The 15,906-nt window shown below is 52.9% G+C and carries 19 protein-coding genes and 1 pseudogene; 5 read left to right on the top strand and 15 right to left on the bottom strand.

Features of this window, described 5'->3' with window-relative positions; genetic code table 11:
* Position 1: 1 nt before the first annotated feature.
* The 7 genes from ddpC to mobA all read right to left on the bottom strand — a co-directional run bounded on the left by ddpC (position 2) and on the right by mobA (position 7,581).
* Positions 2-877 (bottom strand): D,D-dipeptide ABC transporter permease, encoded by an 876-nt coding sequence (ddpC, locus tag ALO80_RS00640; protein WP_055007552.1) that lies wholly within the window; start codon positions 875-877, stop codon positions 2-4.
* Position 878: 1 nt separating this feature from the next.
* Positions 879-1,895 (bottom strand): ABC transporter permease, encoded by a 1,017-nt coding sequence (locus ALO80_RS00635; protein WP_055007551.1) that lies wholly within the window; start codon positions 1,893-1,895, stop codon positions 879-881.
* A gap of 71 nt (positions 1,896-1,966) precedes the next feature.
* Positions 1,967-3,547 carry an ABC transporter substrate-binding protein gene (locus ALO80_RS00630; RefSeq protein ID WP_055007550.1) on the bottom strand — a complete coding sequence of 527 codons (1,581 nt, stop codon included), beginning with the start codon at positions 3,545-3,547 and terminating at the stop codon, positions 1,967-1,969.
* 84 nt (positions 3,548-3,631) lie between these two features.
* Positions 3,632-4,171: a D-alanyl-D-alanine dipeptidase gene (ddpX, locus tag ALO80_RS00625; protein WP_055007585.1), complete on the bottom strand. Its 540-nt coding sequence runs from the start codon at positions 4,169-4,171 to the stop codon at positions 3,632-3,634.
* A 29-nt stretch (positions 4,172-4,200) separates the two neighbouring features.
* Positions 4,201-5,061: a MurR/RpiR family transcriptional regulator gene (locus ALO80_RS00620; RefSeq protein WP_055007549.1), complete on the bottom strand. Its 861-nt coding sequence runs from the start codon at positions 5,059-5,061 to the stop codon at positions 4,201-4,203.
* A 227-nt stretch (positions 5,062-5,288) separates the two neighbouring features.
* Positions 5,289-7,241 (bottom strand): TraI/MobA(P) family conjugative relaxase, encoded by a 1,953-nt coding sequence (traI, locus tag ALO80_RS00615; RefSeq protein ID WP_055007548.1) that lies wholly within the window; start codon positions 7,239-7,241, stop codon positions 5,289-5,291.
* Between the two features lie 10 nt (positions 7,242-7,251).
* A complete protein-coding gene (gene mobA, locus ALO80_RS00610; protein ID WP_055007547.1) occupies positions 7,252-7,581 on the bottom strand; it encodes a plasmid mobilization protein MobA in 330 nt (109 codons plus the stop codon).
* Positions 7,582-7,839: 258 nt separating this feature from the next.
* Here mobA and ALO80_RS00605 point away from each other — a divergent pair, with 258 nt between their 5' ends.
* Both ALO80_RS00605 and ALO80_RS00600 read left to right on the top strand, forming a co-directional pair.
* Positions 7,840-8,184, top strand: coding sequence for a hypothetical protein (locus ALO80_RS00605; RefSeq protein ID WP_055007546.1), 345 nt, complete (start codon positions 7,840-7,842; stop codon positions 8,182-8,184).
* A gap of 298 nt (positions 8,185-8,482) precedes the next feature.
* Positions 8,483-8,764, top strand: a complete 282-nt coding sequence (locus ALO80_RS00600; RefSeq protein ID WP_055007545.1) for a hypothetical protein — start codon at positions 8,483-8,485, stop codon at positions 8,762-8,764.
* Between the two features lie 76 nt (positions 8,765-8,840).
* Here ALO80_RS00600 and ALO80_RS00595 read toward each other — a convergent pair whose 3' ends face one another.
* Complete coding sequence (locus ALO80_RS00595; protein WP_055007544.1) at positions 8,841-9,029, bottom strand: hypothetical protein; 189 nt, start codon at positions 9,027-9,029, stop codon at positions 8,841-8,843.
* A gap of 131 nt (positions 9,030-9,160) precedes the next feature.
* The gene (locus tag ALO80_RS00590; protein ID WP_055007543.1) at positions 9,161-9,538 is read right to left on the bottom strand and encodes a hypothetical protein; all 378 of its coding nucleotides are present in this window, start codon (positions 9,536-9,538) and stop codon (positions 9,161-9,163) included.
* A gap of 717 nt (positions 9,539-10,255) precedes the next feature.
* Between ALO80_RS00590 and ALO80_RS00585 the strand changes: the two genes are divergently transcribed.
* A complete protein-coding gene (locus tag ALO80_RS00585) occupies positions 10,256-10,783 on the top strand; it encodes a PBECR2 nuclease fold domain-containing protein (RefSeq protein WP_055007542.1) in 528 nt (175 codons plus the stop codon).
* Positions 10,784-10,968: 185 nt separating this feature from the next.
* Here ALO80_RS00585 and ALO80_RS00580 read toward each other — a convergent pair whose 3' ends face one another.
* Positions 10,969-11,409 carry a TrfB-related DNA-binding protein gene (locus ALO80_RS00580; protein ID WP_055007541.1) on the bottom strand — a complete coding sequence of 147 codons (441 nt, stop codon included), beginning with the start codon at positions 11,407-11,409 and terminating at the stop codon, positions 10,969-10,971.
* Between the two features lie 222 nt (positions 11,410-11,631).
* On the opposite strand from ALO80_RS00580, the gene ALO80_RS00575 reads away from it, so the two are divergent.
* Positions 11,632-12,261: a recombinase family protein gene (locus ALO80_RS00575; protein ID WP_055004170.1), complete on the top strand. Its 630-nt coding sequence runs from the start codon at positions 11,632-11,634 to the stop codon at positions 12,259-12,261.
* A gap of 341 nt (positions 12,262-12,602) precedes the next feature.
* Here the strand turns inward: ALO80_RS00575 and ALO80_RS00570 are convergent, their stop codons facing one another.
* From ALO80_RS00570 to ALO80_RS00550, 5 genes are all read right to left on the bottom strand, one after another.
* The gene (locus tag ALO80_RS00570) at positions 12,603-13,283 is read right to left on the bottom strand and encodes a GNAT family N-acetyltransferase (RefSeq protein ID WP_055004169.1); all 681 of its coding nucleotides are present in this window, start codon (positions 13,281-13,283) and stop codon (positions 12,603-12,605) included.
* 159 nt (positions 13,284-13,442) lie between these two features.
* Positions 13,443-13,856: a TraR/DksA family transcriptional regulator gene (locus tag ALO80_RS00565; RefSeq protein ID WP_055004168.1), complete on the bottom strand. Its 414-nt coding sequence runs from the start codon at positions 13,854-13,856 to the stop codon at positions 13,443-13,445.
* Positions 13,857-13,878: 22 nt separating this feature from the next.
* Positions 13,879-14,109: a carbon storage regulator gene (locus ALO80_RS00560; RefSeq protein ID WP_055004167.1), complete on the bottom strand. Its 231-nt coding sequence runs from the start codon at positions 14,107-14,109 to the stop codon at positions 13,879-13,881.
* A gap of 50 nt (positions 14,110-14,159) precedes the next feature.
* Positions 14,160-14,714: a hypothetical protein gene (locus ALO80_RS00555; protein WP_055007540.1), complete on the bottom strand. Its 555-nt coding sequence runs from the start codon at positions 14,712-14,714 to the stop codon at positions 14,160-14,162.
* 279 nt (positions 14,715-14,993) lie between these two features.
* Positions 14,994-15,308 (bottom strand): hypothetical protein, encoded by a 315-nt coding sequence (locus ALO80_RS00550; RefSeq protein ID WP_055004178.1) that lies wholly within the window; start codon positions 15,306-15,308, stop codon positions 14,994-14,996.
* 120 nt (positions 15,309-15,428) lie between these two features.
* Between ALO80_RS00550 and ALO80_RS31820 the strand changes: the two are divergent.
* Positions 15,429-15,607, top strand: a pseudogene (locus ALO80_RS31820) (tyrosine-type recombinase/integrase); the annotation flags it as partial.
* Positions 15,608-15,906: the final 299 nt, after the last annotated feature.

The following is a 15,906-nucleotide window of genomic DNA, read 5'->3' as shown; positions in this document are numbered from 1 at the left end:
CTTATTTCCCCTGTTGCCGTGGATCAAGCAGATCGCGCACACCATCTCCCAGCAAATTGAAGCCAGTTGCCGTAATGAGAATTGCCAGACCCGGAAAGGCCGAGTACCACCAGTTGTCCAGAATATAGTTGCGTCCGGTGGCAACCATCGCACCCCACTCTGCTGTAGGTTGTTGCGCTCCCAGACCTATGAATCCTAGGGCTGAAGCCATAAGAATCGCGCTTCCGATGTCCAAGCTCAGTTGCACCAGTAAAGGCGGCATCGCATTACGTGCTACATGCCAGTGCACCAAGTGCCAGCGACTGGCACCGAAAGTCTGGGCGGCCTTGACATACCCCATCTGTCGAATACTCAACGCTTGGCCACGGGCTAACCGCACGTAGGAGGGAATACGCACAAGGGTGATTGCCAGCATTGCGTTGAAGAGGCTCGCGCCCAAAGCAGCTGAGAGAGCCATGATCAATACCAGTGATGGTACTGATAGCATGATGTCCATAAGGCGCATGATGACCGTGTCGCACCGACCGCCAATTATCCCTGAAGAGCATCCAAGTAAGCCGCCGATGAGACAGGATGCAAATGCCACGAACAAGCCAACACCCACCGATTGTTGGCTGCCGAAGATAACCCGACTGAACAGGTCGCGCCCAACCTCGTCGGTTCCGAACCAATGAGCCCAGGTCGGTGGCGACAGGCGCTCGGCTAGATTCAGTGCGTTGGGGTCGTGGCTGGTGATCCAAGGCGCACAGACCATGCACAGCAAAACCAGAAAGATAATGGCAAGACCTGCCAGGGTCAGCGGGCTGCGACAGACTTGGTGTGCCAGGTAGGCGATTTCTGCATTCCGCCGTGCGCGGGTCGTCAGGATTACGTACATGTCAATTCACCTGGCCAATGCGTGGATCAATCACGCGGTATATAAGATCGATCGCCATGTTCAACAGTACATAGATGAACGAAACCATGATTGCGAAGCCCATGACCGCAGGAAAATCCAGCGACTGGATCGATTTGACGACATAGGCTCCCATGCCTGGCCAGGCAAATACTGTTTCAGTCAGTACTGCGCCATACAGCAAATCCCCCAACGTCAGTCCAAGGACGGTCACTGATGGGATCAGGGCATTGGGGAGCGCGTGGCGCAGAATAACGGTCCATTTGGACAGCCCATACGCGCGTGCGGTACGGATGTAGTCTTCACCCAGTTGATCGAGCATCGCTGAACGAATCTGTCGTGCGATAACACCAAGGGTCACAAAACCTAGAGTTGCAGCAGGGAGAATAAGATGCCGCGCAGCATCGAGAAATAATCGGCCATCACCGGCGATCAACGAGTCGATCAGATAAAATCCGCTGTTTGTAGGTGGAGGCACGAGCCCATCGGACAACCGTCCGCTTCCGGGCAGCCAGCCAAGGTGACCGTAAAACAGAACGATTGCACCAAGGCCGAGCCAAAAGGCTGGGGTGGATATTCCGGTCACCGCCAAGGTACGGGCGATATGGTCTACGGCACGGTTGTGGTATACCGCTGACAGCACGCCAAGTGGCACGCCCACCAAAATCGCCAGCATCAGCGCTACCAGCGCCAGTTCCAAAGTAGCCGGAAAAAACGCTTGCAAGTCCTCGAGCACGGGACGGCGAGTCCGTATTGACGTTCCCAGGTCACCGTGCAGCAAGTCCATCAGGTAACGACCGTATTGCTGATATAGCGGTAGATCCAATCCCAACTGATGACGTATACCTGCCACCAAGTCGTCACTGGCACGGTCGCCAGCTATCAGCCGGGCTGGATCACCCGGGATCAGGTGCGATATTGCAAATGTAATAAGCGAAACACCGAATACCACCAAAATCAGGCCAAGCAGGCGCTTACGCAAAAAAGTCGGAAAGGCCATTTGGCACCTCGCTAATGCGGACATCGAAAATCAACGCTCTAGCCACGAAAGACTAGCGGGAGGAAGTAGGTTTACTTGGTCATACTTCCCAAGTTGAATACTTGCTCAAGCATGGGGTTGAATACATACCCCTTGACTGAATCACGCATCGGTACGGTGTAGTTCTTCTGATAGAGGTAGACATACACGCTATCCTTGAGCACCATTTTTTGGGCAACCTGGTAAAGCTCAACACGCTTTGCGGTGTCGCTGGTGGCTGCCGCTTCGCGGATCAGCGTGTCAACTTCCGGACTGCTATAAAATGAGCGGTTGCCTTGGAGGCCCTGCATCTTGGAGTCAAACCAGAAGTTCATGAACATGTACGGATCAGCAAAGTCAGGACTCCAAGTACCCGCCGCAATGTCATAGTCCGCTTGGCCCACTCGCTCACGCAGAGTGGCATTGGCAAGTTTTTCCAGCTTGAGATTGATGCCTAGTGGTGCCAGTGCTGCCTGCAGAGTCAGGCCGATCGGCTCCCAGTTAGGGTCCTTGTCAGAATACATGTAGCTGAGCGTAGTGATTTTCTGTTGTGCTTTGGCGAGGCTGCCCTTGGCGGCTGAGATGTTCTGGTTCATGGCTGGCAGCGAGCTGTCGTAAGCCCACATTCCGTGCGGGATCGGCCCGTTCATAAGCTTGGCCTTGTCCTTCAAGATACCTTTGACGATACCGTTATAGTCAACCGCTTCGGTAATCGCACGCCGCGCATCAACACTGGTGAGTGAGCCCCTTTTGTTGTTCAGGTAGAGGTATGTTACCCGCAGTGACGGAAACTCTTTAACGGTTACTCCTGGTTTGCTGCCGAGTGCAGCGAGCTGGTCCTCGGGCATGTCTTCGACGATGTCCAGGTCGCCACGCTCCAACTGCAAGCGGCGGACGGAAGGCTCACCGATGATTTTGATGACCACGGTTTTTAGCCCAGGTTTTGGGCCAGCGAAATGGGTGTTCGGCTCCATGGTCAGCGACTGGCCTTTCTGCCAATTGCTCAAGCGGAAAGCGCCAGAGCCAGCGGTGTGGCTCGACAGCCAGGCGTTTACATCCGGACTCTTATGAACCACATCCGGATTGATGATCGAAGCGCCGTTGTGGGCCAGGGTAAACAGAAACGGCGCAAAGGGTCTTTTCAGGGTGAACCGAATGGTCTGCGAATCGATGACCGCCACTACCATGTCCTCTGGAAATGCCCCAGAAGGACCTTGCTTCATAGTCATAAGACGATCAAAGGAGAACTTCACGGCAGCGGCATCAACTATGGTGCCGTCATCGAATTTATTGCCCGGTTTGATTTTGAACTCCCAAACAAGGTTATCCGGGGAAATGGTCCAGCTCTCGGCCAGATCACCCTCCACTTCCGTACTGCTTTGACCACCCTCGACTTTGTATCCGACCAACCGTTGATATGATGGGTATGTAATGGTCCAGTCATTGTTATCAAAGGTAACGGCAGGATCTAGAGTTTGCGGATCGGCTGGTTTTCCGATAACCAGAGTGTCATTAGGTACAGCCGCCATTGCCGCCTCCCAAGACCCTAAACTCAATGCGCTGCTCAAAACGGTCAGCAGCAGCTTGCTGGTGCTGAGAAAGGACTTGCTGGTTACGGTACCCATGAGTGTCATCCCTGTTTTCTAGATCATTCGATGTATGCAAGAACGCTATCATTTAGCAGCTGGTTATATTCTTTCTACTCCACGTACCGTCTCTTATTCGTCATCAAGCAATGGATGATCGTCGGCATTTGGTAGCTCGTAATGCCACCACTCAGTAGCAATTTCGCGAAAACCAGCAGCAAGCATGATGCCCAGCAGCAACAGACGATTGCGTTGCACACTCACTGGCAAGTCGGCGTAAAAATGGTGTGACGATTCCTCCATAGTGTCGAACGCTGTCCCCATGTCCAGCGGCTCGCCTTCAGTACCTACCAGGGTCAAATCCAGTGCCACGCCACGGCTATGGTGTGAGCCCGAGAGGGGGTCACGTACATAGTCATTATTCGGTAATGCTTCCCACAACAGCCGCTGCGCATAAGGTGGCCGATAAGCGTCATAAATACGTAGGGTGAAACCTGCCTGACGCGCGAGCCGACTTGCCTTGATCAAACATTTGCCGGCATCACGATGTAACCGGCAGCGCGTACTCTGGTAGATCACTCTTCCCGTCAAGTTGGCCGAACCGGCGTAAATCAGATCGATTTGGACCTGATAGTGCTGGGCATCAATCTCTACAAGGGGACTGTTGTTCACGCGTGCACTCATGGTGAGGGTCAATGGGATTAGCCTTCGAACTGACCGAAAGCTTTTTGCAGTTGGCGGTTCTTGACCAAGCGCTCGTCGAGGCGATCACCGTATTTCTCTGCGACGGCGGAGACGATGAGATTCAAAAGGCAAGCCAGTGGTGCAGTGGAGTCCCAGAACTGTCCCACGTCGGTTTTCAGTTGCAGCAGGTCGAGCGGGTAGTCCCTGGCCCAAGGGCATTGCATATCTGTAATCAGTGCCAGTGGCAGGTCGTTGTCTATCGCTGCTTTGCAGAAGGTGGGGGTCACTCTAGAGTAAGCCCGACAGTCCGAAATAATCGCATAAGGATTTTCAAACTCGGAGTTCAGTGATTCCGCATAGGTTCCTGACAAGCCATCGACGTAGAAGACCTTGGGGCGTATGTATTCCAAGTGGCTATGGAACGCTGTAAGAATCCCGCGAGTAGACTGGATGCCAACAATGAACACAGCATCAGCTTCATGGATACGCTTTACGATATCGGAAAAAGCAGTACTGCGGGCCAACTCGTAGGCATGACGGACGGCTTCAATCTCGCGATTCAACGAACGGTCGAGAGCGTCAGCATTAATGTTTTCAGCACGGAAAGCGCTGACACGGTCAGTTATGAGCCATGACGCCGATGGTTCACCGCGCAGACTTTGCTTAACATCATCGATGTTCCGGTAACCCAAGGAGCGAAAAAAGCGCCCAACAGAAACACCACTGGTGGAGGTCTGCTTCGCAATACTGTCGGCGGACTCAAACGGAAATCGCTCCGGGTTACCCAGCAGGTAGCTAGCAATCCGCTTACCCGTGGGGCTCATGCTGGAGGTGTTTTGCTCCAGCATGAGTAGAAAGCTATTCTTTTTTGCTGCCATAACCTAATCCCTTAATTGACCCGTCAAATCCATTTCATAAAAAAACTGACGTTATTAATCTAACACTAGATTTCGTGGCGACGCAACGATGACAAGAAAATTCGGAGTAAAAGTTATTACGCAGCTAAAAGTAGCATTGAGCCACTTAATTAAATGTTTATAACCATATAAAGACAGAGTCTCAACCTATGCAGGCTGAGTCGCCGGGCGCTAAGAAGTCTCGGGGTTCAACCGCCAAATGGGCTTGGAGGCTGGAAGCGATCATCCGGAGCATCATCCACCGGATCATGCCGTACAGGGGACTGGCGACGGGCCGGCTCGTCGTATCCGTAATACTGCCGGTGATCCCTCTCGATCACGTTATACCGCGCCTTCTGATCTGGATCGGTTACCTGGAACACATACTGATCGTCACGATGGTTGATCGCGCATCCCGCATCCAGCACCTGATCAACGAACTGCTCATCACCGACGATCCTCACCACATCACCGCTTTTCGTGGAGACCAGGTTGGCGGCCAGCCGATAGTTGTCCAACTCATCGTCGTCATTAAACCCAGGCTTCACATGGACTCGATCGCCACGGTCGATCACACCCACCCGGCCATCGCGCAGATATTCGACAGTGCCGTCACGGTGCAGGTGCGTGGCGTAAGTGCGCAGCTTATAGACAGCAGAGTCATCTGCCGGGCCGCATTGGATCAGACGATCAAAACCACCGTCCGGAGTGCGCTCCTTACGCTTTTCTCGATACGCAAAACCGCGCAGTTGGCTGACGGCTGCGACGTCTCCTCTGAGAGCTTGCTGCTCGACCCAGGGGCGGTAGGCAAGTGGCCGAAGCACGCCTTTGTCAGCCAGCACCTGTCGCTCTTCACGGAGCTCGATGCGCAGTTCTGCCATGGCTTTCATACGATCAAACTCGGCGACCCGATACAGCAACTTTCGAAGTAAAGGATCGTGCTGAGAGCGTTTTACGTCCTCCTTCATTGCCTGGTACCGAGCGGCTACTTGCTGGTACCGATCCTTGACATGAAGATCAGGTTTTTCCCATGCGTCACGATAACGCTTGTAGCGCATTTTCAAGTCCAGCCGAGCCTCAGCCCTTGCCTGCCGGCGATCAAAACGCGCGTCTTTGTCTCGAAGCTCAAACTCCGGCTGGTAGGTGGCAAAAATTCCATAGCTCCACTCTTCATGTTCGAAGATGGGAGGTCCTTCAAACGCGCCTATGTGAGCTTCCAATCGAAACTTGGTCAACGTCGGATGAACAGAAGAAGCCTTGACCACCGGCCCTTCGGGTCGCAGGAAATCATAGATCACCAACCCCTCGCCTTGCTCCCTCAATCCCAAGCCACGTTCATGCAGGGCCAGATGGACTTTACGCCAGGTAATCTCTCGCGATTGGATGAGCGCAGATATTTTTTCGCGCACCTCATTGACGGCGTAATGGTAGAGGCTTTCCGTGTTGGAATAGACCTGCAAGGGCACTGTCCCTTGCGGAGCGCTGCCATACCGAAAAGGCGCGCGGACCAATTGGTCATTGACACCCCACTGCCAACTTCCGTTGTCCTGAATGAATCCGTATTTGCGTTCGAGAACGCGGCAGCTCTTCTGCAAAGTGTCAGCATCATTCCACAAGGCGGCGGCTTTGTAGGTAATGGGATTGACTCGGTTAACGGCCACATGACAGTGCGTATTGTCGGTGTCTTGGTGAACAGCCGTGACGTACTGGTGCCCTTCCATGCCCAACTGACGGATGCAGTGCTCGGCGCATTCGAAGATCTGCGCGTCTGTGGGCAATTCGTTCTCACGCCACGACAAGATGAAGTGATAGACCGGATCCTGACAGCGACGACTCTGCGCCGCGACCATGTTCATTTCCGCCGCAGAGGTCTCCCAGGAGAAGCAGTTGGTCTCGCAAGAAATGCCCCCGCTGATCAAGCGCTGACGACCATCAGGAAACACGTCTGTGATCACGACTGCACGGTTATCTCCATCATTTCGATCCGCATAATCGACGAGCCGATCGAACATCGCTTTCTTGGTGCGCGAAGCATTCTGGCGAGGTGCAGCGCTTAACCGGTCATCATCTTTGGGCTTGTCCCCACGGTCGCTGATGTAGCTCACCAGCCGGTTGAAGCTGGAGCCTTTTTCTCGACGCTTAGGGGGAATGATGACGTTCATGGTTGATTGGCTACTTGATGCGCGTCTGGGAAAGATCGATGGCATTGACGGCATTTCGGATGGCGACTAACACGTCGGAAAACTGCTTGCTCAAATCAGCCGTCATGCCCTCCTGCATCTGATTGAACAGGTGCTTCTGTAGTCCACCCAGTTGCAGCAACGCCGCCATCAGTTTCTTGTCGGTCGGTGTCTTGATCTTGCGGCCTAGGGCTGCGCTACGCATCAGGTCAGAAACTGATATCTCAGCGGCCAGCGCTTTCTCACGGATCAAGGCTGCATCCTCTTCGGTGCAGCGAATCTCAAACCGCGCTGTTGCCTGACGCGCTGTGCTTTTCGACATGTTCTGACTCAACCTTAACTAACTGAATGACGCTGTCGGGGTGTCGGGGCGCAGCCCTGATCCGGGTTTTGTCGGATGGACCGCGTGCGGGCCGTCCGTACAAAACATTTCCAGTCACGCTCTTGATCTCACTTTACATCCAATTAATACCATATTAGCCTATAACTTACAAGAGCGCGTCGGGGAGGGTCGGCCCATAAATAGGGGTATGGCCTTGATATCTTTGAGGGGTCAGCGATACGTAAAGGGTTGATTTTCATGGCAAAGAAAAGGGTGTACACCCAAGACGATCTAGCCGCGGCCAGGGAGTTTCTGGACAGCCTCCCCTCTCTCAAGGTGGATAAATTTGAGCGATTCGGACCTGAGGCAACAATCCGAGACCAGCTGTATGCGGCCTTGCATGATGAGGAATTCACTCTCACTGACATTTTGCGCTTCTTGGAAAAACATGGTTTCAGCTCCACAGTGGACAAGCTACGCACCATGCGTCGAGTCATGTTCACCCTCAGCATTGATCAGCCTGAAACCGACGATCCATCACGCTATATTGATATCAGCCGAATGCGAGTGCACTCGTGGATAGCCAAAAGAAAATCACGCTAGATGTGGTCGAAGCCGCCAGGCGTGCCCTGAAGGCTTTACCGGATCTCAGTCAGGAAAGGATGTCAAAAACTCAGTTCTTGAGCGCGCTTTCAGATAGGCTTCACACGCTGGTTCACGAGAAGGGATACTCACAGCTGGCCATACAAGAAGCGCTTAGACATCTTGACGTTACAACCTCCCCTGCTCGCATCAGTTTGCTGGTAACTGAATATGCCAAACGGGTGAAGAGACGAAAGTCCATTTCAAAGCGCTAATTTTCGTAAAGAGTCAACCATCAGAGCATGAGGATATTTTCCCTATGGCAAAGCAAAAGACATTCACCCAAAACGACCTCGAAGTAGCTCGGCAAAAATTGAACGCGTTGCCCGACCTGAGCCTGGATAAAATGAGCCAGGCTGAAGTGCTTCAATCCCTCAAAGAGCAGATTGTTGATTTGTGCACGACCAAAGGCTACACCGCATCCGAGGTTAAACAGGTGCTGGCTGATGTCGGTCTGAGCGTGAGTATTAAGGAAATTACTGAGCTGACGACTACACGTAAACGCGCTGCTCCTCGGACAAAACCGCAGGTCGCTTCATAGACTGAGCTAGAAAATTTAGAGCCCATAAAAAAGCCCACGGGGTAGGGGGCTTTTTTTGCGCAATTTCGGGAGTAAGCTACCGCTCTGCAAGGTCGATGTGTTTCGATTCACCTTGGCTGTTCGTCACGAAAAAAATACACGCGGTGTCGGGCTCTCCAGCTGCAATCCTATCCTGAAAATAGCGCTCGGCGATTTCTTGGGCAACAGCTTTGTGATCGCCGAGATTTTCGCAGTACATGGTCCAGGTCACGATATAAGGGCTCATGGTATTTTCCTTCGTTAGGTTGGATGGCTCTTCGACCGAGCTTGATGTCATGCGGCGCGTTGGTGGCCCTAGAGCGCTTGAGCCAAAGACCATTGGACGCGATTCATTATCACGTCCTGATCAATGCCGTTTTAGGCGGAGAAAAGGTCGCCTTGACGGTCGGCATAGCTGCACCAGCGGGCAAACGAATCGTTACCGCACCAGGTCTGAATTTTTTCCACGAAACCCTCACGGCGAGCTGTGGTGATCAGCTCAGCGATCACCTCGGCCGAGTCGCCCATTTCAAAGCAGTTGTCGAACTGGCGTTCGCCCAGACCTTCGAAACCGTTGTCCCAAAGTTCATACCTGACTACGGCCTCCACCAGATCATGCTTGAACGTCAGCACCAGGAACTCAACGCGCGCGTTGAACTGGTTAACCTGGCGACTCAGTTTCAAAAGTTTTTTGCAGGTCTCGACCTGACCGCTTGTGAAGCGCTTCATCAGCTGTTGCTTTGCTTGTCTGTTCATTTTGTCTCACCTCTGTGCTGGCTTTGCTGAGTGCCTTTCGCCATGCGCTTAGGTCGATCGGGCGCATAGGTGCGTGACAAGGGCGCGATGCGAGGCCGCAGCTAAGGGAGCGAAGCGAGTCTGAACGGGGGAGTGTCGCGGGCGCAGCCGAACCCTTGTCAGGTGCCGCGCTCGATCTACCGTCAAGCGCACGGCGAAAGGTGTGCAGCTAAGCCTGCAGGTGATACGGGAAGTATAGGCAGCGACGGCAAGCGGAGCGCGCAGGCCGAGAGGCCGGAGACGTTAGAGCCAGCTTGCCGGCGAGGATTGAAGCCCGAAGGGGCGAGACGGGCCGGCTTCATGGCCTGGCTCGATGCGCAGCACGAAAGCCCGGCCCTGAGCGCAGCGAAGAGAACGCCCAGGAGGAACCCTCAGTGCTCCAGCTGCACCTGGCCAAAAGGTGGATGCCCACTCCCTACCTTCCACCATTCACCAGGCATCTGCACATCAGCTTGTGCACTACCTGCCTGGCCAGTGCCAACTTCGTCGGCAGCCTGGGCGAGGCTGTGTCTCATCATTCGCAGGTGTTATAGAGTCATTGCAAGAAGAGATTGGTAAGCTGCACTCCACGCTGTTGCGGATCGAGCACATGCCAGATCCAAACACGTCACCCGCAGCCCCCATGGCTGGCTATGACGATCCGCTCGGCGATATTTTTTAGCGTTTGAAGAGCCGGCGATGATCAAGGAATTACCAGGGCAATCCGGTTGGGAGGATTTGGGTCTACCAGATCTTCGATACCTTGTAAGGGAGCTGCGCTCACCAGCTATATCGGAAATCAAGAGAGGCGACACGTTTGAAGAGGCTTTGGCAATTATTCACGAGCACTTCGGCATGTCGGTGCCCACGGTCACATCCCGGACGTTCGAAACCCCCGTAGGCTCAGTAACGGTTCTCAAACCAAGCTTGTCACATATTGTCGAGAAACGTCCGGACTCCCGGGAACGCTACGTCAGACATGCCATAGACACGCTTTCCGGGCCATTTGAGGTTTGGCGAGTGCAGTACGACAACGGCGACTATCGCCTAGCGTTCGTTGGAGCATACGAAGCGAAAAACGACATGCTGGTTATCGTCGATGTAAAAGGAGGAAATATCCTTTGGAATTTCATGCATTGCTCGTCAAAGAAGATGAACCCTCACCGACGCGGTGAGCTTCTGTACCGCCGTTATGAAATCGAAAGCAAAGAAAAAGGGCAGCTGTGAGGGCTGCCCTTAAGGTTTTAATCCTGATATTGGCATCCTCAGGAAATGGGATGAGAGGTCTCACCACCACCGATTTTGCAGAATCGCCGGGGTACCTACGTCAGTCGTTGCCCTGCAAGGCCACTGATTTCGCGCTCTGTAGTCACACTACCTATCAATGATTATGTCGTCAACCCCCGCTGACCCTAGCGGTATGCTTTCTCCCCTACCGCTTGATGCGCCAATCTCAGTTCAGCAGCCAGGTCTGCTACCTGCCTGGCAGCAGCAGGCGGCAACCAGGCCTCCACCTTCACCCATTCACCTGGCAACTGTTGCAGGCGAGCTCGAATCCGCATCATCAGCCGGTGCACCACCTGCCTGGCCAAGCCCACGTCAGCGGCAGCTTCAGCCACACTGGCCCCCATCACCAAGACGAGCCTGGCGGCATGCAGTGATTTTGCTGAGAAAGCTCTCTGCCCAGTTTTGCAAGACATGAAAGCCACCACGTGTTCAAACGCTTCAGGGCTCATCAGCGCGCAGGGTGACGCTGGACTGATCAAGCGTATGAGCTGGGCGATCTGGCCCGGTGCGAAGGTTCGTTGAATCTGCGAAGCTGTGGCCGCAACTACGTCATCTGGGGCAGTCATCGAAAAACCATCTGCATAGCAATACGTAGCCACATGTAACCACATAATGGCAAATACATCGCAAGTAATTCTGTCGCCTGTTGTAACTACTTATAGATGTTATTTTAGGGTATACCTAAAATGATACAAATTCAGAATAGCTCCTCAGCTGTCAGCGCGTTATTAACGTACACCCAATCTGATACACTTTTACGAACACACCCAAAATGAGACGAAAAGCCAATGTTCATCCGCGCTTACCTTAGAGCATCTACAGATGACCAGGACGCGAGTCGAGCTCGTGAGTATCTGGAAGAATTTGTCGCCGGCCATGGTAAGGCTATTGCATCGACCTACATGGAAAATGCCAGCGGCAGCCATGCTGATCGTCCTGAGCTAATCCGCTTGCTCAAGGATGCTCGCCGAGGCGACGTGCTCCTGGTGGAAAGCATCGATCGGTTGTCGCGTATGGATGACCAGGCTTGGCGGTCATTGAAGGCAGCAATTGATAGCCAAGGTGTACGCATCGTCTCTGTGGATCTGCCAACGAGCCACCAAGGCATCACCGTGCAGTCTGGTGATGAATTTACTGATCGCATGCTGGCCGCAATCAACTACATGATGATTGACATGATGGCCGCGATCGCCAGGAAGGATTATCAACAGCGTAGGCTGCGCCAGGCGCAAGGAATAGCGAAAGCAAAATCTACAGGCGTATACAAAGGCCGACCTGTGGACGTCGAGCTGCGTAAACGAGTGAGGGAGCTGTTGGATGCTGGTCTCGGGGTACGTGCAGTCTCCAGGCACGCAAAGTGCTCAACTACCACAGTGATGAAATTGCGCGACGAGTTGCAGGATGTTAGTCAGCGCTGATGGGCTGCCAAAAACGGCGTAAGACACAAGATTTGTGCGGCACTGGTCACGGGTCACGGGTCACGGCGAAAGCCTGTGCTACGGTTCCAAGGCATCTTATGCAATGCAATGAAACTCAACGGAGTCCATATGATTACAGATATCAAGCCAGGGCCGAAGCCAAAGCGCGAAGATGGGAAGGATGACCGGCGACGGCATGTAAATCCGCCCAATGATAAGAAGCATCCCACGCTCCCTGTCCATAAACATAAGCCTGGCGATTAACTGTGGCCGTGCGAGCCGGTTGTCTGTGACGACGGGCTCGCACGGTGCAAATATAAAGCTACATCAGCTATTGATATCTATGCCTTGGAAGCAAGGTAGAACGCCTCGGCCTGCCGGCAAAGCTCAGCAGTATGCCGTTCCATCTGTTTTTGTGCCCTCTTTATTTCCTTCATACCCCAGCGCTGCAACAGGCTTTGCTTTACAGCATTTGCCTCATCCGACTCATAGATGGATTCCACATTGACAATCGCCATTTCACCGTCACAGCTTGCGGTGCGCGTGTTCATGACTACCTGGGTTACGTGATGATCCAGCACTTGAAAACCAAGTGACTGGTAGAACGGCACCGTCTTGATCGCACAAGTGAGCTCCGTATAGGGATAGAGCTCTATCAAAGTCTTCACCAGCTCACTGCCGATGCCGCGCCGGCGGCAGGACTCTTTGACAGCCATATAGTTGACCCCACACGCCTCAAGGTGCGTAGGTACGGGGGAGTACAGGAGAAACCCTACAACTTCATTGGGCGTCGCATTATCGAAGGCTAATAGCAGTTCTACCGGCTCGCTGGCGGTCAGTCCGATTCGGCCCATATAAAACCCGACTTCCGTCGATAACGCCCAGCGGTAGAACTCGTACAGCAAATTGCTGGGGGGCACGGCGACTAGGCTCAAGTCAGTAACGTAGTCCTTGACCATTGCGATGACTTGATCACCCTCGGCCTGGGTCGGAGGGTAGGTATGGTAGCGGGTGATGCGCATGGGGTGTCCTTATAAGGGCAGCCTGTTAACCGAATTACTGTCTCCGGGTCACATAGAAGTCACAACGTTCGGCACAGATGATTATATTCACGTCGATGAGCGGGGCTTTGTTTGCAACTGAGCGACTTCTCCTGGATCACTTCGCAGCGGCGACTTTGGCTAGTCCACTTGGCGCTGGTGCATCCCCTTGGCCTCCAGCGCTCGCATCGATTCGACCGAATACAATGACTCGGGGACCAGTAGCAGGCGCTTTATGCCTATGGCTTCGCCAGTCTCCTGGCAAAAACCGTAGTCGCCCAGAGCGAGAATATCCAGGGCCTTGTGCACATCGCTCAACGTCTGTCTGTCCCTTTCTATCATGGTTGCAGCCACCGCTCTGTTTTCCTCATCGGAAGCGAAGTCTGCTTCGTCCGGGTGACGCTCGATCTGGCAACTGGCCTGACAGCTGAGCAAGCGATCACGAAGCCCAGCGGCTTTGACCTCCAATCGATCTTTGAAAAAGGCCAGCTGGTCTTTGCTCATGTACTCGTCCTCAGCTTGATCCAGCAGTTGCTCAACGCTCATCAATGCCATCTTGTACTCCTGGTATGGTTGGTCATTCAAACCGAGTGACCAACGAGCGCCACCGGCGCTTATGAGTAATAACAGGACCAGGCTTGCCATCGCTCACTTCGTTATCAACGTTTCTGCTCTGGACTTCGACAGCGTCCGGGGCTTCAATCTGGATACGTACATACCCAGTATCCTCTGAAACGCGTAGAACTTGGATCTGAATACCACCGCCAATCATAATATTTTCACCTTCGCGGCGAGTCAGAAGGAGCATATGAAATTCCTACGCCAATGTTACCTTTAAGCTTAGCTTATGGTTGGAGTTCATTCAAATCGGAGCAACTTACTGCGAATCAAAAATTCCTCTCCCAACAACATGGGCTTGAAGGCAAAGCCCTTAAGGCTATCCGGGTGTTGACTAAATACCCCTCCATATCCTTCCGGCAAATTATTGAGCTTAGCAAAGGTCGTTGACAACGTAACGTCGAAGATTTCCATTGAGGGTAGCGTCAACCAAGCATGCAGGTTGACTAGGCTGCTTCTAGGCTCTCCATCAAGAAGGGACTTAATAAGTGTATCTCCAAACTTGAATATTCCGTTTTTTCCATCATCAATCCAGCCCAGGGTGAAATAAACAGGACACCCAAGCCAATTCTGTAAAACGGGAAGTAACTTAAAATGTATTGCTAGACACTGACAAACCAAATCATCCATGGTTAATCCCGCCAAAGCTGGCTGAATAATTCTCGGAAGCTCTGCTAATCTTGAAGCCGTAAAATATTTCTCCTGCGGCGCCGTATATATGGCTGGTACAGAAAGGCCGTATTGCTTATTGCGCTCTAGGGCTTGCATCCAATCAGCTTTGTAGATTCCTGTCATTATTTATCTCCTCAGTTCGTTATGGCTTTCTAATATACATTTTGGCCTAGCAGCGCGATAGTGCGCATGTCGCGATCTTGAAAGTGCATTGGCATTTTAATCAAACGGCGTCGGATCGAGTTCTGCATGACGCTTGGCCTCGGCCACAGTCTGCTCAATCAGACCTTCCGCCTTGAGATGAATTATTCTGTAGTGCGATTGCGCGTAGCGCCTTGATCATCTGACTCACGGTCGACTTTTCCGCGATTAATCAGCCTGGACGAGGGACCTGTTGCAGATCTATTTGGCCGGACTGACTGATACCAGCTCGATATACCTGTATTTCTTGCGAGCGATCTTCAACGCATCCATTTCAGCCTGAAGGAGGCTGAGCGTATCGGCCTCGTGGGTGATCAGCTCTGTCTTGCCTTCATACTCATTGCCTACACGCAATGTGACTATCAGTTTGGGTACAAAATTCTTAGCCGTCTTACGCCTATCCACTGAATGCTCAGGCCTTATGACCACAGCATGCGCTTGAGCCTGTGGGGTCGCTGAATGTCCGGGAGTCCCGCTAGAGCCGAACAGTGCTTGCCGCATTTCTTCTTCGGTCATATTCATTTCGGCTTCCATAAATGATTTTTCTACCTACTTGGTCGAGCAGGTGGTAGACGAGTTTTCCTCAAACAGTTCGTCAGTTGTTGTCCAGCCCTAAGAGTCATGCCTGCTGCAGAAGGTGACCTGCAGGAGCGCTGGGGTGTAAAGCATCTGCGGAACCACGGCAAGGGCGGCAAAATCCGCTATCTGCTCCTGCACCCGGTTGCTGCTGAACAAATATACGTGTACCTAGTGTGCGATGGCGATCGCAGTCACCCGGTGCACTCTACGGCTCGCTGAGTGGTAAGAAGTCGGGTGTTTACTCATTTACTCATCATCACGAAGGACCCAACCAGTTTTGGTAAAAGCCCACCTTGCCAAGGCCAAGTCACCAGTGTGGCCAAATTGAAAATTGTCCCATTCTGTGCGTGGAACACTGACGCATTTTGCGTTTTTGATTGGTGTGCCGGTGTTCCCTCCCCGTGAGGTTAGCAGTACAGAATCATCTGACTGCAGGTTGAGATCGATGCGAACCAACAAAGGATGACCATACCCATTGCCTGTCACATTCAGCGGGACCGTGCAGGTTATGAATTCTTCGGTATGTGCCTGGTTT

Origin of the sequence: Pseudomonas caricapapayae, from assembly GCF_001400735.1 — a bacterium.
Classification (GTDB): Bacteria; Pseudomonadota; Gammaproteobacteria; order Pseudomonadales; family Pseudomonadaceae; genus Aquipseudomonas; species Aquipseudomonas caricapapayae.
Note: the sequence above shows the minus strand (reverse complement) of the source record. Positions and strands in the feature narration are given on the sequence as shown.